We start from the raw sequence: 21,687 nt of genomic DNA on the forward strand, positions 1-21,687 counted from the left end.
TATTTTTATCTTCAGGTGTCAGCTTCCGAAAGCTAAGTTCAGCCGGGTGATCTCCTTCTGTCGGCGGAGCTTCCCGGTTTCACTAAGCTTCCGGTTCGCCTCTCACCATCGATAAAAATAGGTCAACCGGTTCCCGACTGTTTGACGTTGATCGAACGGCCTACTTATGCGTTGATGGTGTTTTTGTAATCTACCTGTAGCTTCTGGATTCCCCGCTCTGCTTGCAGAGAGGGGACAGAATTGAATCAATTCGAGAGGATTGGTTCATTTCAGGGGAGAGTTACGGGGGGCCGCTGGTATACACTTTGAAAGTTCCTTCCATGACGTTTCAGAGCCTGCTTTTTTCTCGCCTACTTTTGCGCAATTCGGATCTTTTGTCCTACCGGACGGGTTTTCATCTTTGGCTTGCCCCAAAGACGAAACAGAAAACGCAAGGCTTATTTTTATCTTCAGGTGTCAGCTTCCGAAAGCTAAGTTCAGCCGGGTGATCTCCTTCTGTCGGCGGAGCTTCCCGGTTTCACTAAGCTTCCGGTTCGCCTCTCACCATCGATAAAAATAGGTCAACCGGTTCCCGACTGTTTGACGTTGATCGAACGGCCTACTTATGCGTTGATGGTGTTTTTGTAATCTACCTGTAGCTTCTGGATTCCCCGCTCTGCTTGCAGAGAGGGGACAGAATTGAATCAATTCGAGAGGATTGGTTCATTTCAGGGGAGAGTTGGGGGGGCCGCTGCTATACACTTTGAAAGTTCCTTCCATGACGTTTCAGAGCCTGCTTTTTTCTTCTACTTTTGCGCAATTCGGATATTTTGTTCTACCGGACGGGTTTTCATTTTTCAGCAATGGCTTTAGCCATTTAATACCGATTAGCTTCAAAAGTGTCGCATCGTATCACTTCGGTCCAATGCTTCTTTTTCAGTCTATCGGCATTAACCCTTGTAATTTCATCGTTTCGCTTAAGGCTCAAGCTGAAAAACAATTGGTATAATTGGGGTAGCACCAAAGGCAACACTGCAGATTCTCCCGTCCCGTACGGGACGGAATTTCCCCCTGTCGTCGTTAAGCTACCCAAATAGCATCCCTCCGGGATTGCCGGAAGCTTTCCGTTTGATTTCAGCCTCTTAAGAAACATCACTCTGTTTCTTTTCTTTATAGCATTTTCGAATGTGAACACTCGATAAAACCAGGCCAACCGCCTTCCAACTTTTTGGCATTGATCAGAAGGCCTTCTTGCTTGTGGACGCTGGTTTTAAGTGACATCCCGACAACCTGTGACAACCACGAAAACAAGACAACCTGCCTCTCTCGCCTTCCATCCCTGTTGGTGATTCCCCGGAATCAGATAGTTTTCTGTGGGTGTTGGCGGTGTGGGGAAGGTGTATCAGTGAGACGATGTCATCATTGCACGGACCATCTACCCGATAAAATTTTTAACGGACGCAAAGGACTTGCTGTGGATTAAAAAAAAAATTTACGAGCCCAAATGACGAGTCGGGGAGCTAAAAAAAATTTTTTGAGCCCAAATGACGAGCGGGGGAACTAAAAAAAATTTTACGAGCATCCCGACAGCTGTTTTGACGGTTTTAAAAATTATAGCAGCGTCTCGTCATCTGCTTTGGGCTTTTTATAATTTTTAGAATCATTTGTGGGCTTCGAATCTCCTGCAAGGACGAACGCCGAGGATTTTCGGATGTCCAGCTTGTCAAAAGTTGTCGGCTTGTTGTCCCCAATGTCAGCAATGGTTTTTGATGGTGTTCATCAACTTTCATAAAAAATCCGCTTCACCTTATGGCAAAGCGGATTTTGAACGATATCGAAACTTCTTATTTAGCTTAATTCAGCAAAATACCGGTAGAATTTCGGAATGGTTTTAATGCCGTTGAAGAACTGTTCGAGCGGATAGTTCTCGTTGGGCGAATGAATGGCATCCGATCCCAGGCCGAAGCCCATCAGCACCGATTTGATGCCCAGCACCTGCTCGAAGGTTGAGATGATGGGGATGCTGCCGCCGCTGCGAACCGGAACGGGGCGTTTGCCGAAGGTATCCATATACGCTTTCTCGGCGGCCTGGTAGGCCGGTATGTCAATGGGGCACACATAAGCCTGTCCGCCGTGCAGCGAGGTCACTTCAACCTTAACAGTTTTGGGGGCAATGGCTTCAAAATGTGTTTTAAACAGTTCCGCAATCTGCTCGTGATTCTGGTTTGGTACCAGGCGGCAGCTGATCTTGGCGTAGGCTTTCGAGGGGATCACCGTTTTGGCGCCTTCGCCCATATAGCCTCCCCAGATGCCGCACACATCGAACGAGGGGCGGATGCCTGTGCGCTCGTTGGTGGTAAAGCCGGCTTCGCCATCCTCCTGCTCCAAATCCAGCGCTGCTTTATAAGCCTCCAGGTCGAAAGGCGCTCGTCCGAGCAGTTCGCGCTCGTCGGCCGATACTTCTTCCACATCGTCGTAAAAACCGGGAATGGTGATGTGGCCGTTCTCGTCGGTCATCCGGGCAATCAGCTTGGTCAGCACATTGATGGGGTTGGCCACCGCGCCGCCGTACATACCCGAGTGCAGGTCGCGGTTGGGGCCGGTAACTTCCACCTGCCAGTAGGCCAAGCCACGCAGCCCGGTTGTAATGGAGGGAACATCGGGGGCAATCATGCCCGTGTCCGACACCAGGATCACATCGGCTTTCAGCATCTCTTTGTTCGCCTCGCACCAGGCACCCAGGTTGGGCGATCCGATTTCTTCCTCCCCTTCAATCATAAATTTTACATTGCAGGGAAGGCAGTCGTTGGCCACCATGTATTCGAAGGCCTTGGCGTGCATGAAAGCTTGTCCTTTATCGTCGTCGGCACCGCGGGCGTAAATCTTGCCATCGCGGATTTCCGGTTCAAAGGGCGGAGATTTCCACAGTTCCAGCGGCTCAACAGGCATCACATCCAGATGGCCGTAAATCAGGACTGTTGGCTTTGCCGGATCGATAATTTTTTCGCCGTAAGTGACCGGGTTGCCGGTCGTTTCGTACACTTCGGCCCGGTCGGCACCGGCTTTCAGCAGCGTTTCTTTCCAGTATTCGGCTGCTTTGTACATATCGGGTTTGTGCACCGCAATAGAACTGATGGAAGGAATCCGAATCAGTCCGAACAGTTCATCTAAGAATCTTTCTTTATGCTCTTCGATGTATTGTTCAATATTTTTCATTCAAGGAATTTTTGGATTATTAAAACGGCATAAAAGTACGCTTTTCAGTGCGAAGGAACCAGCATGATGGCATGCTTTTCCGGCTCTGAATACTTGATATATGTCAGTGCTTAGGCTGTTTGTCCGGTGTCGAAGGGCTGCGTACGGTCAACCAGTTTCAGGCTGAGTTCGGCAATGTTGGTCAATACCCGCAGCTGCTGAATGGGAATAGCCGACTCACCATTGGTTTGTTTTTCACGAAGGTCGTTTGCTAAAGCCTGAAGCGCTTGTTTCTTCCCGGCAAGTTCCGCAGGCATTGGTATTTGTGCCTCTTTTAAAATGGAAAGGATGAATTTGGCTGGTTGCAGCAATTCGGCGCTGTTCTTTTCACCCAGTTCGCGGTGCGAGCCTAAGGCCGAAAGGTACGACAACAAGGCATGGTTGAGGTACGTTAAGGTGAAGGACTGTTCGCGCAGGTGCTGGTGTTTGCGCGGCTCCAGCTGCATATCCTGCCAGGCCAGCACCAGGGCATTGTCGGCGCGGTGTGCCTGCCGGCGTGCCACCCGGTAGTCGAAGTCATCGCCGGTGCGGGGCTGCTCGTATTCGTGAATGATGGCCTCGAAGTAAAGGGCATTCTTCTCAAAAGCGGTATTCAGCAGCCGGGGTAGGCGTTTGTGTTGCCAGTCGGGCCACAGCAGGCGTACCGAGACGATGGCCAGCAACGAACCGATAATGGTGTCGATCAGGCGCGGTACCATGGCTGCCACGCCCTGGTGCGATGCCAGGTTGAATACACACAACACAAAGGTGGTGATGAAGATGACGGCCGTGGAATATTTACGCCGCAGCCAGCTGAAGAAGAAAAATGAGGAGGCCAGCAAAAAGAGCAGCTGCCCCGCGGTGGTCGGTAATAGCTGAATGATCAACACCCCGACGATCACACCGGTGATGGTGCCCAGCACCCGTTGAAAGAGGCGTCGGCGGGTTTCGCTGTAGCTGGGCTGACAAACAAACAGGCTGGTTAGCACAATCCATTCGCCTTTCTGCATTTGTAAGCTCTCCGAAATGGCAAAGCCAACCATAAAACAGATGCTCAGGCGGATGGCGTGGCGCATACGTGGGTGTTGCAGGCTTAGCTGATCTTTCAGGCGTTGCCATAAGCTGCGGTTATCTTTCGCCAGTTTGGGGGTGATGGGACGCTGGTTTTCGTCGGCCAGGCGCTGCAGCGATATGTTCGAGCGCGTCAGGTTGTGGATCAACAGGCTCAGCGGGTGACTTTCGTTCTGTTTAAACAGAATTTGTTTATCGTGCAGGGCTTTAATGCTCCAGTTCAGCGCAATGGGATGCCGGTAGGGGACGCCGGTGAGCAGCGAGTAGGAAAACTGCCGAATGGCATCCGACATCTGGTGCAGAATCTGTCCGATTCCTTCCATCATCTCCTGGTTATGCGGATCCTGGCTGAGCAGGTCGTAGCGTTCGTGGCTCGAGGCGGCTCGCTCGTGCAGGCTTTGCAGCAACATGAAATATTGCAGGTATACCCGCAGGGGGCTGTCGTCCTTCAGGGCGTCGGCATAGCTGCGCATCACCTCGCGGCAGCGATCCAACGATCCTACCAGCTTCACATTCAGCAGAGCTAGCTTGTTGCGCACTTCGCTTTGCATTTTCTCATCGCTGGGGAAAAGGTTAGCTTTCTCGTCGAAATAGTCCGCCAGGGCATAAAATCCCCGCGAAAGCTGTTCTTCCAGCAGACGGTAGGGGCGGTAGTACATGAGTATCAGCGAGAGTAAGCCGTAAAACAAGGCGCCGGCAGTCATCAGGATGGAGGGCCAGTACCAGGTGGGGCTGATCTCGATGCTGAGCATGGCGTAAATACCTACCAGAATTGCGCCGAAGGTAACGCCGCGGTAGCGTTCGCCCAGGCCGCCAATCAGCAGAAATCCGATGGTTGAAAGGCCCAGTCCCAAGCCGAGCAAAATCGGGTAGGGGCTTAAAATACCAACGGCAAAACTGGAAATACCGAAGCTGCCAACTTTCAGAATCAGCGACTTGATGCGTCCTTTGGGGTGGTCGTCGGTTTCGGACAGCGCACCGGCCAAGGCTCCAAGACCTAAGGTAATGCCGAAAAAGGGCTTACCCAGGGCAACAAAGGGGATGGTCAGTATGGCAATGGCCAGCGTTGCTTTTGCGGCCATCAGTCGGTCGGGGCGGCTCCAAAACTCGCGGCGCAGTGGTTCGTACCAGCGGCGTTTCTCCAGCCATCGATTGATTTGATTCGTCAGCTTCACCTGTTTCAATTTTCGGATTTGTTGTTTTGCCTGGTAAAAGTAGTAATTAGCCATAAGCCAAGAGCTGGATTGAGCTGATGGCCTGTGTTCTTTAACCTTTTGAAAATAAAAAGCACCTCCGAAGTGGAAGTGCTTTTACCCCTAAATTAATCAGTCGTTAAACTGAGTGTTTTAACCATGAACTGTTTTCCTGGTAGTTGTCAACCACCAGTAGTTGTGTTTTACGATGGAAGGTGCCCATCAGTTGTTGAATTTCCTGTTCAAGCATCTCTAGTCCTCCTTCAATCAGGTCGGCCCGGAAGCCTTCGTCGGCCAGTTTGTGAACCATGTCCATAGAGATCACGCGCCCCATGATTTGACCCAGTTCAACCAGTTTGCGCTGCGGCAGTTGCATGTCGAGCTTAAAGTTGAATAGCTCCTTCAGCTGATCTGCCGACCTGTTGGTCAGCGGATTGGCCTTCATAAATTGAAACAGGTTCGATTCTTTCAGTTTCTTCATCTGTTTCACCAGCCCTTCCGAGATCTGTGCATACAGAATGTCGTTCGAGCCTTCGAAAATTTGGAACGGGCGGCTGTCGGTAATTCCGCGGCCCGCAATGTGACTGTTGCGGTAAGCTTTGGCTCCCACCAGTTGGGTAACCGACTGGGCGGCTTGTTGCATTAGGTCGGTAATGACCGATTTTACGGCATTGGCTTCAATGCCGATTCCTGTTAAGTCTTTATCCAGGCCGGCATTTTTGGCACTGTTGGCACACATGGCCGAGCAAACCGTAAAGGATGCTTGCAGCTTCGAAAGACGCTCCTGCACCTGGTCGTAGCTAAACAGGCTTTTTCCGCCCACCAAGCGTTGCTTACAGTGGTTGATGCCTTCGTCCAACATCCGTTGAATGAAGCCCATACCCATTCCCGGAAATTGCATCCGGCTGCGGTGCAGCAGATCCAGCATCATTTTTACACCGGTTGTGTGGGGTGTCAGCTTTTGGACTTTGGGGATGGACACATCGATGTGGTTGCGGCCATAAGGAATCTGGTACAAGCCCAGATTGTCGTAAAACTCTTCCACTCGAATCGATTGGCCGGGCTGTGTTACATCGCAGATAAAGAAGTCGATATCGCGCTTCAGGTCGCCCTGTTCGGTTTTGCCGCGCGCTGTTAGCAGCCAGAAATCGGCCCAGCCGGTTAAGCCGGCCCAGTGCTTCTTGCCCGACAGCTGGTAGTGTTTTTCATTTTCGGTAAATGATGTTTGCATATTCAGGGCGTCGCTGCCAAAGTCCGGTTCGGTAATCATCAGCCCGCCCATGGTTTTGTTTTCGATGAAACGTTTAAACACCGGCGCTTTGGCCTCGTGCGATGCATATTTGGCAACGGGCTGCAGAAACAGCGCCGAGTTAATACCGAAGGTTAACGAAAGGGCGAGCGATTCGTACGAAGCCGCTTCGAGCAAGGCCAGGTTTTCGCGCATCACCGCACCGCGGCCACCGTATTCGGTCGGAATCCCAATTGATAAGGGATTCGTATCCATGATTTCACGCAGAACAAAGGGCGGAATGCCACGTTGCTGTGCATATTGGTTTACGTCGCCACGCAGGTGAAATACCTGGTGCATCTTTTCTTTCAATCGTTTCAGAAAATCTTGTATGGGTTCGCGTGTTGGTGTAGAAATATCCTTTTTTAACGGAGATTTCGAGATCAATTCATTCATGTTTTTTTATTCAAAATAAAAGATGGAAATATCTTTTAGTGGTTATGAAACAAGAATGATGGCGGAATGTTCTTCGAGAACCGGTATTTAGAACGCCCGAAATTATGTGTTGTAGCTGAAATTTGCCGATAGATTCGTTTATCGCTGATGAGCCGAGATGAATCGGTTGCGGTAGCTTAGCGGACTGTGCTGGGTGATGCGTTTGAAACAGCGGTTAAAGTTCGACAGATTGTTGAAACCGCTTTCGAATCCGATTTCGGAGACCGTCATTTTGTTTTCCTGAAGTAATTTGCAGGCGTATCCGACCCTCATTTCGTTGATGAAACAGATGAACGACTTGCCGGTTTTCTCTTTAAAATAACGGCAGAAAGCTGCGTTGTTCATACCAATTTCGGAGGCGATTGTTTCCACTTTTAGTTGCTGCCGATAGTTTGAGTTAATCAGGTGCATAATACGATCCATCCGATTTCCCGTCCAGTTCTGACGATCGGGTTGGTAGCTTTTACTTGCCAGGATGCGGTAGTTTTTCGATTGTGCCAGCCCGTTTAAAAGAGAAAGGAGATTTAGTGTGCGCTCCAAGCCTTCCTGTTTAAGCAGGAGGTGGAGTGATTTGTCAAATTTCAATGCCGTGACTTTGGGAAAATGTACACCGCGCTTAGCTTGTTCCAACAATTTCCCGATGGATGCAAACTCGGGGTAATTCTCTATTTGGTGAGCAAAGAAATCCGTCGGAAAGTGAATAACAATTGCATTGACTTTGTAATCCGGATCTTCGTTGAAGAAGTACTCATCGTTTTTCCAAAAATGGGGAAGATTGGGACCTAACAAAACCAAATCGCCGTCCGTAAAATCTTCAGCATGGTCGGCAACAAATCGTTTTCCATAGCTTTTGATGACATAAACCAGCTCGTATTCCGAATGAAAATGCCACGGAAAAGTAAAGTGAGGAAACTCGTCCCATTTAATATTGAAGGAGTTTGTTCCCCTAAAACAGACTTGTTCATGCATAATTTTCATGGAAGACCTGATTAAGTGGTAATGGGTGCAAAAATAGTATTTTTTTGTGCAAAAATAGTATGTTTTGCGTGCTGTCTTTTTGAATAGCTTTGACATGTTAAAAATTCAAAATCAGATAAAAAGCCGAATTATGAATATTTTTAGTATTGAAGGCTGTGTTGCCGTAGTATCCGGAGGAGGTGGTGTTTTAGGAGGAAGCATTTCGCGAAGTTTGCTCGAGTCTGGAGCAAAAGTGGTTATCCTGGATATTCGTGAAGAGAATTTGAATAAGCGCGTTGCCGAACTTGAATCGGTGGGTGAAGTTGTTGGCTTTGCTTGTAATGTACTTGAGGAAGATAGTTTAAAAGCTGTTGCTGGTAAAATTATTGCGAAATGGGGAAAAATTGATATTCTGGTGAATGCAGCAGGTGGAAACATGCCAGGAGCTACCTTGACGGAAGATCAGACCATCTTTGATATGAAAATAGAAGATTACCATAAGGTTACCGATTTGAACCTGAATGGTACAATTGTTCCAAGTTTGATTTTTGGAGAGGTGATGGCTAAGAAGGGTAGCGGCAGCATCATTAATATTTCATCAATGGCGACTTATTCGGCTATTACGCGGGTAATGGGCTATTCGGTTGCAAAATCGGGGGTAGATATATTTACCAAGTGGATGGCAATGGAGTTAGCTCTGAAATTTGGCGATAAGGTAAGGGTGAATGCTATTGCGCCCGGCTTTTTTATTGGCGATCAGAACCGGGCGGTGCTCATCAATCCCGACGGATCGTATACCGAACGAAGCAAAAAGGTGTTGGCCAAAACCCCAATGGGCCGCTTTGGCGACATCAGCGAGCTGAATGGTTTAGTGCAATTTCTGTGCTCGGATGCAGCAAGTTTTATCACGGGGGCTATCATCCCTGTCGACGGTGGATTCAGCTCGTTTTCGGGCGTGTAGTTTGAAGGTTGATTTTTGGAACTTATTATCACGAATTTTATGAGCTTGGAAAAAACATGGCGTTGGTTTGGCGCCAAGGATTCGGTGACTTTGGCGGATCTGCGCCAGATGGGAATTGAAGGTGTGGTGACGGCTTTGCACCACATTCCCAATGGAGAAGTATGGCCGGTAGCCGAAATTCTGAAAGTTAAGAATGAAATTGAAAGCTACGGCATGCGTTGGAGCGTGGTAGAGAGCTTGCCGGTTTCCGAAGGTCTTAAAACGCATAACGACGACTACGGCAGGCTGATTCGCAATTACCAGGAGTCCATCCGAAACCTGGGGAAATGTGGCATCGACCGGGTGTGTTACAACTTTATGCCGGTATTGGATTGGGTGCGTACCGACCTTCATTATCAATTATCCGATGGCGGGGAAGTCATGTTTTTCGATTTCCCGACCTTTGTGGCTTTCGATGTGTTTATTTTGAAGCGTCCCGGGGCCGAAAACGATTATCCCGCCGAGATTGTCGAGAAGGCGGGAACCTTAGCCGCCAAAATGACCGAGGAAGAAAAAGAGTTGCTGGCGTATAATATCATCGTCGTTACCCAAGGGTTTATCGATGGTGTTGTAGATGGCTCGGCACCGGACTATAAAAAGCTTTTCCTCGATTTTATCGACACCTATAAAACGATTGATGCTGATCGCTTGCGCGAGCATCTGCGTTTATTTTTGCAGGATGTCATACCTGTTGCCGAAGCCTATGGTGTGAAACTTTGCATCCACCCCGACGATCCGCCTTTTTCCGTGCTGGGCTTGCCGCGCATCGTGAGTACACAGGCCGACCTGGAGTGGATTTGTCGGCAAGTAGATTCGATTGCCAACGGTGTTACTTTTTGCACTGGTTCACTCTCGGTAAATCGTTCAAATGATTTGCCGGCAATTGTCAAATCGATTGGCGACCGGATTCATTTTACACACCTGCGAAATAATGTCTTTTTGCCGGATGGTTGTTTTCACGAGTCGGGCCATATTTATGGCGATGTGGATTTGTTCCCGATCATGAAAGCTTTGCTCGAAGAGCAAAAGCGCCGTGCGAAGGAGGGAAGAGCTGATGTGAGGATTCCCGTCCGTCCCGATCATGGTATCAAGATGCTTGACGATTACAATAAGTCGGCTAATCCGGGGTACCCCTTGATTGGTCGCCTGAAAGGATTGGCCGAGCTTTGTGGCCTGGAAATGGGGATTGAGCGAATGATGGGATAGCTATTGCCGGACATGTTTGATCAGTAACTTCACGATGTGATAGGCACTTTCGTAGGCTTTGTCCCACTGGCTGGCACGCGGACCGGCAATATTGAGGGTACTTACCTGGTAGGTCTCCATGAAATCACAGAGATTGTCGAAGGTGTTGTCGATAAAAAAAGGGGAAAGCTCGAAAATGAAAACCGGTTTTCCGATGTGGCGCGTAAAATTGGCGGTTAGCAGGGTGCCGCCACTAAGTTTGCCTTTGCTGATAATTAAAGTTGCATCCGACTCAATAATATTGCGTCGGGTGCGATCGTCGTAGTAGGGCGATTGCAATTCAACCAGTGGATAGCGCAGTGAAATTGGCCCGTCTTCGGCACTTCTGCCGGCCGTGCACCAACCTCCGCAGGGAAAGTTTAGTTCCAGGCAGGCATCCAGAGCCGCCCGGTCAACTCCTGTTTGTCCTCCGCTGATGATCTTTTGCAAAGTCATGAGCGGTTTCTTTGTTCTAAAAAAAGTTTGGCTTGTTCCAGATCCTCCGGAGTGTCAATGCCGATGCTTTCAAACTCGGTGACAGCAATTTTGATTTTGTAGCCGTTTTCGAGCCAGCGCAGTTGTTCCAGCGATTCGGCAAGTTCGAGCGACGAGGGTTGCAGCTGTGTGAGTTGCGGCAGAACATCTGCACGATAGGCATACATGCCCAGGTGCGAGTAGAACGAATGGGATGCAAGCCATTCGTTTTCAGCTTTACCACGGATGTAAGGTATGGTTGAACGGCTGAAAAGCAGTGCATAACGATCGGCGTTGAAAACAACCTTTGGGCGGTTTGGGTTGAAAAGAACTTCTTCCTGCTCGATTTTTTTGACCAGGGTTGCAATTTCGGTATTAGGGTCTTCGAAACATTGTTTCAAGGCTTCCAACTGTGCATCGCAAACAAATGGTTCATCGCCCTGTATGTTGATGATGACATCAAAATCGGTTTCTTGGGCAATGGTGCGGGCTGCTTCGGCACAGCGATCGGTTCCGCTGGGATGATCCGGGTTGGTCATGACATATTGTCCGCCAAAAGCGGTTACCGTCGCAGCAATTCGCTCGTCATCGGTGGCTACCCAAACCTGATCCACGCTCTTTTTGGCGTTTTCGTATACGTGCTGAATGATGGGTTTACCAGCCAGCAGTGCCAGTGGTTTTCCGGGGAAACGGGTCGATTGATAACGAGCAGGGATAATTGCAATGAATTTCATCTCTTTTAATTTCAATAAGATCAGTGTTTTTTTGCTTGTCTGTTTCATCCCGAAGTTGGGGGAACCGAACCATACAAAGGTACGAATTAAACGAACTAGACGAGCCGCCGGCGCATGAAAAGGACGTAGGGCGTTGAGTGAACTTTCGCTTAAAGATTGTTAATTTTCGACGAAAACTGACAAAATTTCGGGGCATGGTTTTTGGCCGGCTTCGCCGTTCTGCTTAAAATTATAACTTTGTTGAAATTAATTGGAAACTGAAAAATGGACGTTCAGGAAATTAAACAACGATTCGGAATTATTGGTAATTCGCCGGGATTAAACCGCGCAATTGAAGTGGCCGTTCAGGTAGCTCCAACAGATTTGTCGGTTTTAATAACCGGTGAAAGCGGGACAGGGAAGGAGAATTTTCCACAAATTATACATCAATTTTCGGCACGCAAACACGGTAAATACATAGCTGTGAACTGTGGTGCTATTCCGGAAGGAACAATTGATTCGGAGCTTTTTGGACACGAAAAAGGTGCCTTTACCGGCGCCTTGGCCGACCGCAAAGGTTATTTTGAAGAAGCCGACGGAGGAACCATCTTCCTGGACGAAATCGGGGAATTGCCTTTAGCTACACAAGTGCGTTTATTGCGGGTGCTGGAAGCGGGTGAATTTATGAAAGTGGGTTCGTCGAAGGTGCTCAAAACCAATGTTCGGGTTGTTGCAGCTACCAATGTCGATATTCCTCAAGCCATTGAAGAAGGTAAGTTTCGCGAGGATTTGTATTATCGTTTAAATACGGTGCCCATTCGGGTGTTGCCGTTGCGCGACCGTCGTGAGGATATTTTTCTGTTGTTCCGCAAATTTGCACTCGATTTTGCCGAACGCTACCGGATGCCTCCGGTTCGCCTGGACGAGGAAGCTCGCCATGTTTTGGAAACCTACCATTGGCCGGGCAACGTTCGGCAGTTGAAAAACATCACCGAGCAGATATCCATTATCGAGCAGGAACGGAATATTACCGGGGCTGCTATGCGCACTTATTTGCCCTCGGGGGGAGCGCCTCAGTTGCCGGCAATCTACCAGCGCCAGGGGGTGGACGAGAAAACCTTCAACTCGGAGCGGGAGATTCTTTATCAGGTTTTGTTCGACATGAAAAAGGATATGACTGACCTGAAAAAGTTGGTTTTCGACCTGATGCATGACAAAACATCCTCGTCGGAAGTGCGGGCTGAACATGCTCAGATTATTCAAAATTTGTATCAGAAGGATGCTTCCAGCTACGTGCCCGAACCAGCCGTGAGCAACTCCGTTCACTACGACTCGCATGCCGGGCGCGACGATATTCAGGATACCGAAGAGTTTGTTGAAGAGTCGCTGTCGCTGGAAGAAAAGGAAATTGAGTTAATTAAAAAAGCACTCGAAAAACATAAAGGAAAGCGTAAATATGCCGCCCAGGAACTGGGCATCTCAGAACGGACCTTGTACCGCAAAATTAAAGAGTATGACATTGAATAAAATAAAGTTTTTCACCCTGCTGTTGATCCTGGTACTTGTGTTTCCGGTTTATCAGAGCTGTAAAGTTTCCTATTCGTTTACCGGTGCATCCATCGATCCTTCGGTGAAAACCTTCACGGTGTATTATATGCCTAACCGGGCGCGTTTGGTCAACCCGAATTTGAGCCAACAGCTGACCGAATCCTTACAGGATAAGTTGACGCGTCAGACCTCGTTGAACCTGCTGGAGCAGGATGGCGATCTCGAGTTTGAAGGACAAATTACCGGCTACGATGTGCGCCCGATGAACATTAAACAAGGCGATACGGCAGCACAAAACCGATTGACCGTGACGGTGAAAATGAAATTTACAAACAATAAAAATCATGACGACGATTGGGATAAAACGTTTTCTGCCTATTATGATTTCGATGCAACCAACCTGCTGAGTGATGTGGAGGATGAAATCATGGAAGAGATTTTGGAACAATTAGTCGACGACATTTTTAACGCGTCAATTGCAAACTGGTAATGCAAACATCCGAATTTCATAAGTTTCTGCAAAATCCGCGGCTGTTAAACGAGGCAAGCCTGCCTTTGTTTAAAGAGCTGGTGCAGCAGTATCCGGCTTTTCAACTGGGCTGGATGCTCTTGCTGAAGAACCTGAAGCTTGTGGAATCTCCGGAGTTTGATTTCTATCTGGCAAAGGGGGCATTTTACACCACCGACCGCCGAAAGCTATACCATTTTCTGATGACTGAGGATGCGCTGGAGGAAAAAGAAATGGACAGCCTGGCCAATGAGTACGCTTCGGCGGGCAGCTACCAGTTGGAGCCGGAACCTCAGCCGGCGGAGTCCTTGTCGGATTTGGTGAAAACCCTGCGGCGCAAAGCTCCGGCCGAAGCCGATAAACCGGCCGAAAATAAGGCGGAAGAGCAGGAACGAACCGATGCGCCCGAGTTTGTGACCGAGACACTTGCTAAAATTTATATGCGCCAGGGAATGTACAAGCAAGCCATCTTAGCTTACGAAAAATTAAGTTTGAAATATCCGGAAAAAAATACTTACTTTGCCGGTCAAATTGAAGAAGTAAAAAAATTAATTCACTAATAATTAATAAGCCGAAATGTATACGCTGATCACTGTTTTAATATTTGTCGCCTGTGTGCTTTTGATTCTGATTGTATTGGTACAAAACTCAAAAGGTGGCGGTTTGGCAAGTAATTTCCAATCAACCAACCAAATTATGGGAGTCCGTAAAACCAACGACTTTCTGGAAAAAGCAACCTGGGTACTGGCAACAGCCTTGTTGGTATTGTCGATTGCTGGTAGTGCCTTTATTCCTCACGGAGCTGAGCAAGCCAATGAATCAGCGATTAAAAATCAGGTTGAACAGGCTGTTGACCCGAACGCTGTTCCTAGTTTCCCGACGGCAACTCCTGACGCAGCACCTGTTCAGGCCGACTCGGCACAATAAGAAATTTTATCAACTCAAATAGCAAGGCTTACTCCTCGGAGTGAGCCTTTTTTGTGTAAAACCTTTTGGGTGAGGCGGTTTTCAAACTGCATGAGGGGTGCTTTGTATTGCTATTGATCTTAAATTTGATGCAAAGACTCATTATGTAGCAAACTTGTTGGTGGGCGTTGTTCCAAGTCCGGATGCATTTTGCTTCTATTTTTGATTGAAGCTGGTTTTTTGTCCTGCCGGACGGGGAAGCATTTTGCAGTCATGGCTTTAGCCATTTCATACCGATTTGTAATTGAACCAAGCCAACAGATTCACGTTGCTTTTGATTGGGTTTCAATTCCGATTAACCGGGACGCCATTATACCCGAATATTTAAGCGTATAAAATTTAGCCTGCAATCTGCAAAACGGCATGGCTTATGACAATCAGGCAACAGGATATCCGACAATCCTCGACCTGCATCCTTGCTGTCGGGGCCCCGGGGAGTTAAGTCTGTTTCGCTGCACCTGGCGCTCGTTCCGGGAAATTCAAACTAAAGAACATATCATTGTGGCTGATCACTTCTTCTGTACTGTCAGTTGGCCTGAAATAATGACAGTATTGCCTTTGCTGTATATCAAGTGCTTGAGGCTGGTGTCGACTTTGGGACTTTCTGCATGGCAGCCGAAACTGCCAACTTTTACCTTCGTAAAGGCTTTTGGTGCTTTTGGCACAGGATTGGATAAGGAAGGGTATCAATTTTAAAAATGTATAACTAAAATAATTTAAGAAATGGCAGAATTAAAAGGTAAAATCCTTGCAGGTAAAATTCTTGTTCAACCTCAGGAAGCAGAAACGAAAACAGCAAGCGGAATTATTATCCCTGATTCAGCAAAAGAAAAACCACAGGCTGGAAAAGTCGTTTTGGTAGGAGCTGCCAAAAAGGACGAAGCCATGGAAGTAGCTGTTGGAGATACTGTTTTCTATGGAAAGTACTCGGGAACTGAGTTGAACATCGACGGTGCAAGCTACCTGTTGATGTCACAAACCGATGTTTTGTATATCGCGTAATTATTTAGTAACAAATTGATTAAAATCAAATAAAAATGGCTAAAGAAATTAAATTCAATATTGATGCGAGAGATCAGCTGAAAAAAGGTGTTGACAAATTGGCTGACGCAGTAAAAGTAACTTTAGGTCCTAAAGGCCGCAATGTTGTAATCGAGAAAAAATTCGGTGCTCCGGCAATCACGAAAGATGGTGTTTCAGTTGCCAAAGAAATTGAATTGGCTGACCCATACGAAAACATCGGTGCACAGATGGTGAAAGAAGTAGCCAGCAAAACCGGCGACGATGCGGGTGACGGTACAACAACCGCTACTGTTTTGGCTCAGGCAATTATCAATGTTGGATTGAAAAACGTAACTGCCGGTGCCAACCCAATGGATTTGAAGCGCGGTATCGACAAAGCTGTCGCTAAAGTTGTTGAAGGTATTAAATCTCATGCTCAGAATATTGGAGACGATTTCAACAAAATCAAATCAGTTGCTAAAGTGTCGGCTAACGGCGACGAGACAATTGGTGCACTGATTGCTGAGGCGATGGAAAAAGTGAAAAAAGAAGGTGTGATCACCGTTGAAGAAGCCAAAGGTACCGATACTTACGTTGATGTAGTAGAAGGTATGCAATTCGACCGTGGTTATATATCTCCCTACTTTGTAACCAACACCGAGAAAATGGCTGCTGAGCTGGATAATCCTTTCATCCTGATTCACGATAAGAAAATCAGCACCATGAAAGATCTTCTTCCTGTACTGGAACAAACAGCACAAACTGGTCGTCCTTTGATGATCGTTGCTGAAGATGTAGATGGCGAAGCATTGGCTACATTGGTGGTTAACCGCCTGCGTGGTTCGTTAAAAGTATGTGCTGTTAAAGCTCCTGGTTTCGGCGATCGCCGTAAAGAAATGTTGGAAGACTTGGCCGTATTGACCGGAGGTACTGTGATTACCGAAGAAAAAGGTATGAAACTGGAAGATGCTTCATTGGATTTCTTAGGTTCTGCAGAGAAAATCACTGTTGATAAAGAAAACACAACTGTTGTTGCCGGTGCCGGCGATCAGGCTGCTATCGATGCTCGTGTGGGCATGATCAAAAAGCAAATCGAAACAACAACTTCAGACTACGATAAAGAAAAACTGCAAGAGCGTTTGGCCAAATTGGCCGGTGGGGTTGCTGTATTGTACGTTGGTGCTGCTTCTGAAGTAGAGATGAAAGAGAAGAAAGACCGCGTTGATGATGCATTGAGTGCAACTCGTGCTGCTGTTGAAGAAGGTATCGTTCCTGGTGGTGGTGTGATGTACATTCGCGCTATTGCTTCATTGGAAGGCTTGACAGGCGAAAACGAAGACGAAACAACAGGTGTTGAAATTGTAAAACGTGCCATCGAAGAGCCGTTGCGTCAGATCGTCGCTAACGCTGGTAAAGAAGGCGCCGTAGTGGTACAAAAAGTGAAAGAAGGCGAAGGCGACTTCGGATACAATGCTCGGGTTGACGAATATCAAAACTTGTTGGAAACAGGTGTGATCGACCCGGCTAAGGTAACTCGTGTAGCTTTGGAAAATGCAGCTTCTATCGCTGGTATGTTCCTGACTACAGAGTGTGTATTGGTTGACGAAAAAGAAGAAAACCCAGCGCCTGCTATGCCTCCTATGGGTGGCGGTATGGGCGGCATGATGTAATTCGTAAACGAATACATTGAATCCCTGATATACAGAAGCGCAACCAATTTAGGTTGCGCTTTTTCGTGAAAGTCTTACTTCGCAGAGGTGCTAAGGCGCCATGTCAATAACTGGTTTTGATTAGAAGTGGAACGACAACCCGACAACTTTTGAAAACAACGACAACAGCATCGTTGAAAAAATCCGAAACTTTCATCCCTGTTGGTGATTCCCGGGAATCATGAATGTTTTTCGTGTAAAGTCGATCCGCACAGAAGCCATTAAAACTAGGGCATCCGCGTGGTGCGTGTCGTTTCCTTTATTGCGTTTTCTTCCCCAAAACTGATTAAGGGAAGCTACTTCTTTCTGAATTTAAACGGAAGGGTGTAGTAAATCGAATAGGTAAAATCCAGAGCCACGGTGCTCTCCGACTTGCCAAACCCCGGCGTGAAATAGATTTCCGGTAATTCTTCTGCTGTTTGTGCCAGCAAAAACTTGGCACGTATGCTCCAGCCCATGTAAAAATTTTTCACTATTTCTCCTTTAATCCCGAGAATTAATTCCATCCAGTGCGAGTTGAATTTTTGTTCAGGGAACGAGCCCATGGTGCTGCCCCAGTAGTTTTGGATGGTGTACGAATCTGTTTGTTGTCGGGCAATGTCGAATGCATAGCGAAAGCCAAAGTAGAACATACTTTTAGTATCGGTATCTTCCGGACCAAGTACATTATAGTCGGCTCCCAGGCGCAGGTAGGTTCCCGAACTGTTATAATTAACCCGTGGTTGATCCAGTTTAAGCTTTTCCCAGCCAGCCTCTGCAACAAGATACAGGTTCGGGCTGGCTTCAAAATCGGCACTAAACTCGCTTCCGTATCGGTCTCCTTTGGTCCATAGTTGCTGGAATGGTCGCGAAATATCGAGTCCCAAGCGTAATCCCGGCATGTGAATATAATTGTCAGTCCGCTTGGGTTTGACTTTTTTTTCTTTTTGTTGCGCCGTACTAGTCAGCGACAGTAAAAGCAGTGCTATCGTTAAGGTATAGTTGAATATTTTCATGCCAGTTTTCATTTACCAGGGTGTCCGTCAGAAAGATCTTGTCAATTTTGTTGGCTGTGCTCATCACCGTTTGAATCCAGAAGGTGTAATAAAAGCCCGATTCCATACTTTCGTAGGTAACCTGAGGTGTGTACTGAATCTGGAGTGTGTCGGCCACGGAATCAATTAATACGACGAAGGTTGATACACCTGCATCCGACAGAGGCAACAGGAATGAATCGGTGTTTTCAGCATCGTACCAAATACTATCCTGCCCCAAGCCATAAGTTGTTAAAAGAGGTGTGTCACTATTGTCTTCGTTGGTGTAATACAGCCCAAGCTGTACGCGCGACTCGGGAGGTGTGTCGTAAACTTCTTTACAGGCAACGGTCGCAACAATTAAGATGATAGAAAAGAAAAACTGCTTCATGCTTTGTTTGTTCTGAGCGGACTAATTTAAGCATTATATCAAGGAAAGCGTATGCGGAGCTAAAAACTTTACGGCTTTGTTTGCTCGTTCAAGGGTTCGGGGTGAATGGTTGCCACCATCTTAAATTTATGGAGGATCATTTTTTCGATCTGGCTGCAGATGTTGTGCACATCCTCCAAAGGCATTTGTGCAGGCAGCTTAATGTGGCAGCTGAGCTCGCTGTGGTCGCCGTAGCGGTGCTGGTGAAAATGATGAATGTAAACTTCTCTTTTCAGGAGCAGGAAGACTTCTTGTTTGATCTGCTCCACTTCTTGCGGATCAACATCTTCGCCCAGTAGCGATTTTATTTCTTTTGATAGAATTTCATAGCTGGCAAAGCCAATCATGGCGGCTACTACGAAGGCCAGCAACCCGTCAATCCACCAAAAATACCGTCCCAAAATAATCCCGATTAAAATGATTAAAGACGATAAGGAGTCGGTGCGGTGGTGCCAGGCATCGGCTTTCAGGATTGAGGCATTTGTTTTTCGGTATGCCCAAAATGCGTATTGCGCCATGGCCTCTTTGGTTACTATCGAAACAAGGGTTACCACGATGGCGACGGTGCCAAAGTTTCCGGACTCGCGGGAAGCAAGTTTATCGTAGGCGCTAATGATAAAATCGAAGGCAACGATTGCCAGCAGCACGCCGATAATTACAGCGGCGATATGTTCCGCACGTCCGTGTCCAAAGGGGTGATCATCGTCGGCCGGTTTGCGTGATAGTTTCCCCCCGATTAAAACAATGACCGACGAAACAGAGTCGGTTAAGGTATGCCAGGCATCGGCAATCAGCGCAATCGATCCGGAAACGATCCCCGCCCAGTATTTCAGAAAGAACAACAGGATGTTGGCGGTGATAGAGATCCAGCCTTCCCAAATGATGTACTTGTGTTTGGATGAATTCATTGGACAAAAATAGGGAATTCACGACTAAAAATGCAATGCTGTTGTTTGCCGGTAATGTCTTTTTACCGGCAAACTTATACACTGAAATATTGAGGTGTAATGCTCCCTGGCTATTTGAAGCCTGATAAAAGAAGAAATGAACTTATCGGGTTGTTTTAAAGGCGAATCGGTGTAAATTGACTGTGGCCTAAGCTGTTTGGGGAATAGCTGATTAGCCGTGCTGATACCAGGCTACAAAATTTTCAATGCCTTTGTCAAAAGCGAATTGCGGGTTGTAGCCGAACATGGCTTTTGCTTTGTCGATGTTGGCAAAGGTAATATCCACATCTCCGGGTTGCATCGGCAATTGCTTGATGTTGGCCTTTTGTCCGGTTGCTCTTTCAATCGATGCAATCATATCGCGAAGCGTCACTGGTTGGTTGTTCCCCAGGTTCACAATTTCATAAACCTCATCCTTGTTGAAAAGGTAGTCGACAATCCGGTAAATCCCGTCAACTGTATCGGCCACATAGGTGTAGTCGCGCGAGGTGCTGCCATCACCGAACATCGGAATCTCCTTGCCGTTTGTGATCAGCCGGGTAAACTTATGGATGGCCAGATCGGGGCGTTGGCGAGGCCCGAAGACGGTGAAAAACCGCATATTGACGATGTCGAGCTTGTGCAGCGAGTGATAGGTGTAATTCAGTAACTCGCAGGCTTTTTTCGTAAAAGCGTAGGGCGAGATCGGATTACTCACATCCTGATTTTCGTGGAAAGGTGTTTCTTTGGTATTGCCGTAAACCGATGATGAAGACGCGAAAGCCAGTTTTCGAATATGGCGTTCCTTCATCAGATCCAGTATGTTTTGGGTGGCAACAATGTTGGCGCGAATATAGCCTTGCGGATCTTCAATGGAGGGGCGTACGCCAGCCTTGCCGGCCAAGTGTACGATGGCATCAATCTTACTGTTTTCCAGTCCATTCATCAAGCTGCTTTGTTCAGCCAAGTCAAGCTCAAAAAAACGGAAGCTTTCGTTGCTGATGAAGCCTTGCATATTTTTTTCCTTTACCGAACGATCGTAAAAGGGGTCGAAATTATCAATTCCAACTACCTGATGGCCCTTGTTTAAAAACTTCTCCGTTAGATGAGAACCAATAAAACCGGCACAGCCTGTAACGAGAATTGTTGCCATAATACTATTTGATTTTGTTTGAAACTCGGGCGATAAGCTCGTTTAAAAAGGGAATGTTTAAACGGCTGAAGAGACTCTTTTTATTTTGAAGAATCAGAATATTTCGCAGATAAATAAACAAGCCCAGGCCGTGCGAGGCAATCAGCACCAGGTCGAAACGGAAAAGACCATAAACGAAGTTCATGGCCGCACCGGCAATGCTAATGATCCAGAAGCCAACAGGTAGGACCGATTCTTTTTTGTTTTCGGAATAAAGCCATTGATAGAAGAAACGCGAAATGAAAGTGAGCTGTGCCAGAATTCCCCAACTCATCAGTAGTAGCGGGTTGTCTTCATTTTTGAAAAAAGTGGCCAGCGAATAGTTTGTTCCGAAAAACAAATAGCCTAAAATGATAACCGGAGTAACCAAAAGCAGGAGGCGACTGATCATCGACATCGTTTTCCAGGCGTCCTTCAACTGGATATTACGAATGTAGATGAAATAGACCAGAATTTGTCCGATGAGGATGGCTGCATCTTTGCGGAGAATTCCATACACAAGCATCAGTATTGATGCCACCAGGCTGACTTTCCAGAATAAAACGGGGGAAAGAACTTTCCCTTCGTGTTCCGACTTAAACCATTGAATAATAATGCGGGCGAAAAATAAGGCTTGCGCAATAAAGCCGACTACTAATATCAGGATATGATCCATTTCGATTTTTCTGTTTGCGCTGCAAAGATAGCCGAATATTGTTGTCGATTGACTAATTTGCTGATTTTAACGTATAAGCTTTATTTATTGGTGATTACTTAAAGTTTCCGAAGGCTTGTAACATCGTGTGTTTCTTCCCAAAATTTGAATATCTTTGCGCAAATTACATT

The 21,687-nt window shown here is 47.1% G+C and carries 20 protein-coding genes; 9 read left to right on the top strand and 11 right to left on the bottom strand.

From position 1 onward, the window contains the following. Nucleotides 1-1,827 precede the first annotated feature (1,827 nt). The 4 genes from C8N47_RS08655 to C8N47_RS08670 all read right to left on the bottom strand — a co-directional run bounded on the left by C8N47_RS08655 (nt 1,828) and on the right by C8N47_RS08670 (nt 8,178). Nucleotides 1,828-3,195 carry a dipeptidase gene (locus C8N47_RS08655; RefSeq protein WP_107822148.1) on the bottom strand — a complete coding sequence of 456 codons (1,368 nt, stop codon included), beginning with the start codon at nt 3,193-3,195 and terminating at the stop codon, nt 1,828-1,830. 110 nt (nt 3,196-3,305) lie between these two features. Continuing rightward, on the bottom strand, nt 3,306-5,513 hold the full coding sequence (gene yccS, locus C8N47_RS08660; protein WP_107822149.1) for a YccS family putative transporter: 2,208 nt from the start codon (nt 5,511-5,513) through the stop codon (nt 3,306-3,308). A gap of 103 nt (nt 5,514-5,616) precedes the next feature. Further along, a complete protein-coding gene (locus tag C8N47_RS08665) occupies nt 5,617-7,161 on the bottom strand; it encodes an acyl-CoA dehydrogenase family protein (protein WP_107822150.1) in 1,545 nt (514 codons plus the stop codon). A 138-nt stretch (nt 7,162-7,299) separates the two neighbouring features. Then, nucleotides 7,300-8,178 carry an AraC family transcriptional regulator gene (locus C8N47_RS08670; RefSeq protein WP_170111341.1) on the bottom strand — a complete coding sequence of 293 codons (879 nt, stop codon included), beginning with the start codon at nt 8,176-8,178 and terminating at the stop codon, nt 7,300-7,302. Nucleotides 8,179-8,308: 130 nt separating this feature from the next. On the opposite strand from C8N47_RS08670, the gene C8N47_RS08675 reads away from it, so the two are divergent. Both C8N47_RS08675 and uxuA read left to right on the top strand, forming a co-directional pair. After that, complete coding sequence (locus C8N47_RS08675; RefSeq protein ID WP_107822252.1) at nt 8,309-9,118, top strand: SDR family oxidoreductase; 810 nt, start codon at nt 8,309-8,311, stop codon at nt 9,116-9,118. Nucleotides 9,119-9,157: 39 nt separating this feature from the next. Next, on the top strand, nt 9,158-10,363 hold the full coding sequence (uxuA, locus tag C8N47_RS08680) for a mannonate dehydratase (protein WP_107822152.1): 1,206 nt from the start codon (nt 9,158-9,160) through the stop codon (nt 10,361-10,363). Here the strand turns inward: uxuA and C8N47_RS08685 are convergent, their stop codons facing one another. Both C8N47_RS08685 and kdsB read right to left on the bottom strand, forming a co-directional pair. Continuing rightward, nucleotides 10,364-10,837, bottom strand: coding sequence for a putative molybdenum carrier protein (locus tag C8N47_RS08685; protein ID WP_107822153.1), 474 nt, complete (start codon nt 10,835-10,837; stop codon nt 10,364-10,366). Continuing rightward, a complete protein-coding gene (gene kdsB / locus C8N47_RS08690) occupies nt 10,834-11,589 on the bottom strand; it encodes a 3-deoxy-manno-octulosonate cytidylyltransferase (protein WP_107822253.1) in 756 nt (251 codons plus the stop codon). Before kdsB ends, C8N47_RS08685 begins: the two co-directional genes overlap by 4 nt. A gap of 264 nt (nt 11,590-11,853) precedes the next feature. Here kdsB and C8N47_RS08695 point away from each other — a divergent pair, with 264 nt between their 5' ends. The 7 genes from C8N47_RS08695 (at nt 11,854) to groL (ending at nt 17,262) form a co-directional block, all read left to right on the top strand. After that, nucleotides 11,854-13,095 (top strand): sigma-54 interaction domain-containing protein, encoded by a 1,242-nt coding sequence (locus C8N47_RS08695; RefSeq protein ID WP_107822154.1) that lies wholly within the window; start codon nt 11,854-11,856, stop codon nt 13,093-13,095. Next, complete coding sequence (locus C8N47_RS08700) at nt 13,082-13,606, top strand: LptE family protein (RefSeq protein WP_107822155.1); 525 nt, start codon at nt 13,082-13,084, stop codon at nt 13,604-13,606. Before C8N47_RS08695 ends, C8N47_RS08700 begins: the two co-directional genes overlap by 14 nt. Then, nucleotides 13,606-14,184 carry a hypothetical protein gene (locus tag C8N47_RS08705; RefSeq protein WP_107822156.1) on the top strand — a complete coding sequence of 193 codons (579 nt, stop codon included), beginning with the start codon at nt 13,606-13,608 and terminating at the stop codon, nt 14,182-14,184. Before C8N47_RS08700 ends, C8N47_RS08705 begins: the two co-directional genes overlap by 1 nt. A 16-nt stretch (nt 14,185-14,200) precedes the next feature. After that, nucleotides 14,201-14,551, top strand: a complete 351-nt coding sequence (secG, locus tag C8N47_RS08710) for a preprotein translocase subunit SecG (protein WP_107822157.1) — start codon at nt 14,201-14,203, stop codon at nt 14,549-14,551. Nucleotides 14,552-14,953: 402 nt separating this feature from the next. Then, nucleotides 14,954-15,286: a hypothetical protein gene (locus tag C8N47_RS08715; protein WP_107822158.1), complete on the top strand. Its 333-nt coding sequence runs from the start codon at nt 14,954-14,956 to the stop codon at nt 15,284-15,286. 27 nt (nt 15,287-15,313) lie between these two features. Further along, nucleotides 15,314-15,592, top strand: coding sequence for a co-chaperone GroES (locus tag C8N47_RS08720; protein WP_107822159.1), 279 nt, complete (start codon nt 15,314-15,316; stop codon nt 15,590-15,592). Between the two features lie 35 nt (nt 15,593-15,627). Beyond that, nucleotides 15,628-17,262, top strand: a complete 1,635-nt coding sequence (groL, locus tag C8N47_RS08725; protein ID WP_107822160.1) for a chaperonin GroEL — start codon at nt 15,628-15,630, stop codon at nt 17,260-17,262. Nucleotides 17,263-17,597: 335 nt separating this feature from the next. Here groL and C8N47_RS08730 read toward each other — a convergent pair whose 3' ends face one another. The 5 genes from C8N47_RS08730 to C8N47_RS08750 all read right to left on the bottom strand — a co-directional run bounded on the left by C8N47_RS08730 (nt 17,598) and on the right by C8N47_RS08750 (nt 21,517). Further along, entirely contained in the window at nt 17,598-18,296 is a 699-nt protein-coding gene (locus C8N47_RS08730) for a DUF6048 family protein (protein ID WP_146161477.1), read from the bottom strand. Further along, nucleotides 18,241-18,705: a DUF6452 family protein gene (locus C8N47_RS08735; protein ID WP_107822162.1), complete on the bottom strand. Its 465-nt coding sequence runs from the start codon at nt 18,703-18,705 to the stop codon at nt 18,241-18,243. Before C8N47_RS08735 ends, C8N47_RS08730 begins: the two co-directional genes overlap by 56 nt. A gap of 68 nt (nt 18,706-18,773) precedes the next feature. Then, the gene (locus C8N47_RS08740) at nt 18,774-19,652 is read right to left on the bottom strand and encodes a cation diffusion facilitator family transporter (RefSeq protein WP_107822163.1); all 879 of its coding nucleotides are present in this window, start codon (nt 19,650-19,652) and stop codon (nt 18,774-18,776) included. 211 nt (nt 19,653-19,863) lie between these two features. After that, nucleotides 19,864-20,823, bottom strand: coding sequence for a GDP-mannose 4,6-dehydratase (locus C8N47_RS08745; RefSeq protein ID WP_107822164.1), 960 nt, complete (start codon nt 20,821-20,823; stop codon nt 19,864-19,866). A gap of 4 nt (nt 20,824-20,827) precedes the next feature. Beyond that, complete coding sequence (locus tag C8N47_RS08750; protein ID WP_107822165.1) at nt 20,828-21,517, bottom strand: lipid-A-disaccharide synthase N-terminal domain-containing protein; 690 nt, start codon at nt 21,515-21,517, stop codon at nt 20,828-20,830. Between the last annotated feature and the right edge of the window lie 170 nt (nt 21,518-21,687).

Origin of the sequence: Mangrovibacterium marinum, from assembly GCF_003046625.1 — a bacterium.
In the GTDB taxonomy this organism is placed as follows: Bacteria; Bacteroidota; Bacteroidia; order Bacteroidales; family Prolixibacteraceae; genus Mangrovibacterium; species Mangrovibacterium marinum.

Excerpts from the sequence above, each read along its gene's own strand:
- C8N47_RS08655 (WP_107822148.1), bottom strand. The coding sequence starts at position 3,195 with ATGAAAAATATTGAACAATACATCGAAGAGCATAAAGAAAGATTCTTA.
- yccS (WP_107822149.1), bottom strand. The coding sequence starts at position 5,513 with ATGGCTAATTACTACTTTTACCAGGCAAAACAACAAATCCGAAAATTG.
- C8N47_RS08665 (WP_107822150.1), bottom strand. The coding sequence starts at position 7,161 with ATGAATGAATTGATCTCGAAATCTCCGTTAAAAAAGGATATTTCTACA.
- C8N47_RS08670 (WP_170111341.1), bottom strand. The coding sequence starts at position 8,178 with ATGAAAATTATGCATGAACAAGTCTGTTTTAGGGGAACAAACTCCTTC.
- C8N47_RS08675 (WP_107822252.1), top strand. The coding sequence starts at position 8,309 with ATGAATATTTTTAGTATTGAAGGCTGTGTTGCCGTAGTATCCGGAGGA.
- uxuA (WP_107822152.1), top strand. The coding sequence starts at position 9,158 with ATGAGCTTGGAAAAAACATGGCGTTGGTTTGGCGCCAAGGATTCGGTG.
- C8N47_RS08685 (WP_107822153.1), bottom strand. The coding sequence starts at position 10,837 with ATGACTTTGCAAAAGATCATCAGCGGAGGACAAACAGGAGTTGACCGG.
- kdsB (WP_107822253.1), bottom strand. The coding sequence starts at position 11,589 with ATGAAATTCATTGCAATTATCCCTGCTCGTTATCAATCGACCCGTTTC.
- C8N47_RS08695 (WP_107822154.1), top strand. The coding sequence starts at position 11,854 with ATGGACGTTCAGGAAATTAAACAACGATTCGGAATTATTGGTAATTCG.
- C8N47_RS08700 (WP_107822155.1), top strand. The coding sequence starts at position 13,082 with ATGACATTGAATAAAATAAAGTTTTTCACCCTGCTGTTGATCCTGGTA.
- C8N47_RS08705 (WP_107822156.1), top strand. The coding sequence starts at position 13,606 with ATGCAAACATCCGAATTTCATAAGTTTCTGCAAAATCCGCGGCTGTTA.
- secG (WP_107822157.1), top strand. The coding sequence starts at position 14,201 with ATGTATACGCTGATCACTGTTTTAATATTTGTCGCCTGTGTGCTTTTG.
- C8N47_RS08715 (WP_107822158.1), top strand. The coding sequence starts at position 14,954 with ATGGCTTATGACAATCAGGCAACAGGATATCCGACAATCCTCGACCTG.
- C8N47_RS08720 (WP_107822159.1), top strand. The coding sequence starts at position 15,314 with ATGGCAGAATTAAAAGGTAAAATCCTTGCAGGTAAAATTCTTGTTCAA.
- groL (WP_107822160.1), top strand. The coding sequence starts at position 15,628 with ATGGCTAAAGAAATTAAATTCAATATTGATGCGAGAGATCAGCTGAAA.
- C8N47_RS08730 (WP_146161477.1), bottom strand. The coding sequence starts at position 18,296 with ATGAAAATATTCAACTATACCTTAACGATAGCACTGCTTTTACTGTCG.
- C8N47_RS08735 (WP_107822162.1), bottom strand. The coding sequence starts at position 18,705 with ATGAAGCAGTTTTTCTTTTCTATCATCTTAATTGTTGCGACCGTTGCC.
- C8N47_RS08740 (WP_107822163.1), bottom strand. The coding sequence starts at position 19,652 with ATGAATTCATCCAAACACAAGTACATCATTTGGGAAGGCTGGATCTCT.
- C8N47_RS08745 (WP_107822164.1), bottom strand. The coding sequence starts at position 20,823 with ATGGCAACAATTCTCGTTACAGGCTGTGCCGGTTTTATTGGTTCTCAT.
- C8N47_RS08750 (WP_107822165.1), bottom strand. The coding sequence starts at position 21,517 with ATGGATCATATCCTGATATTAGTAGTCGGCTTTATTGCGCAAGCCTTA.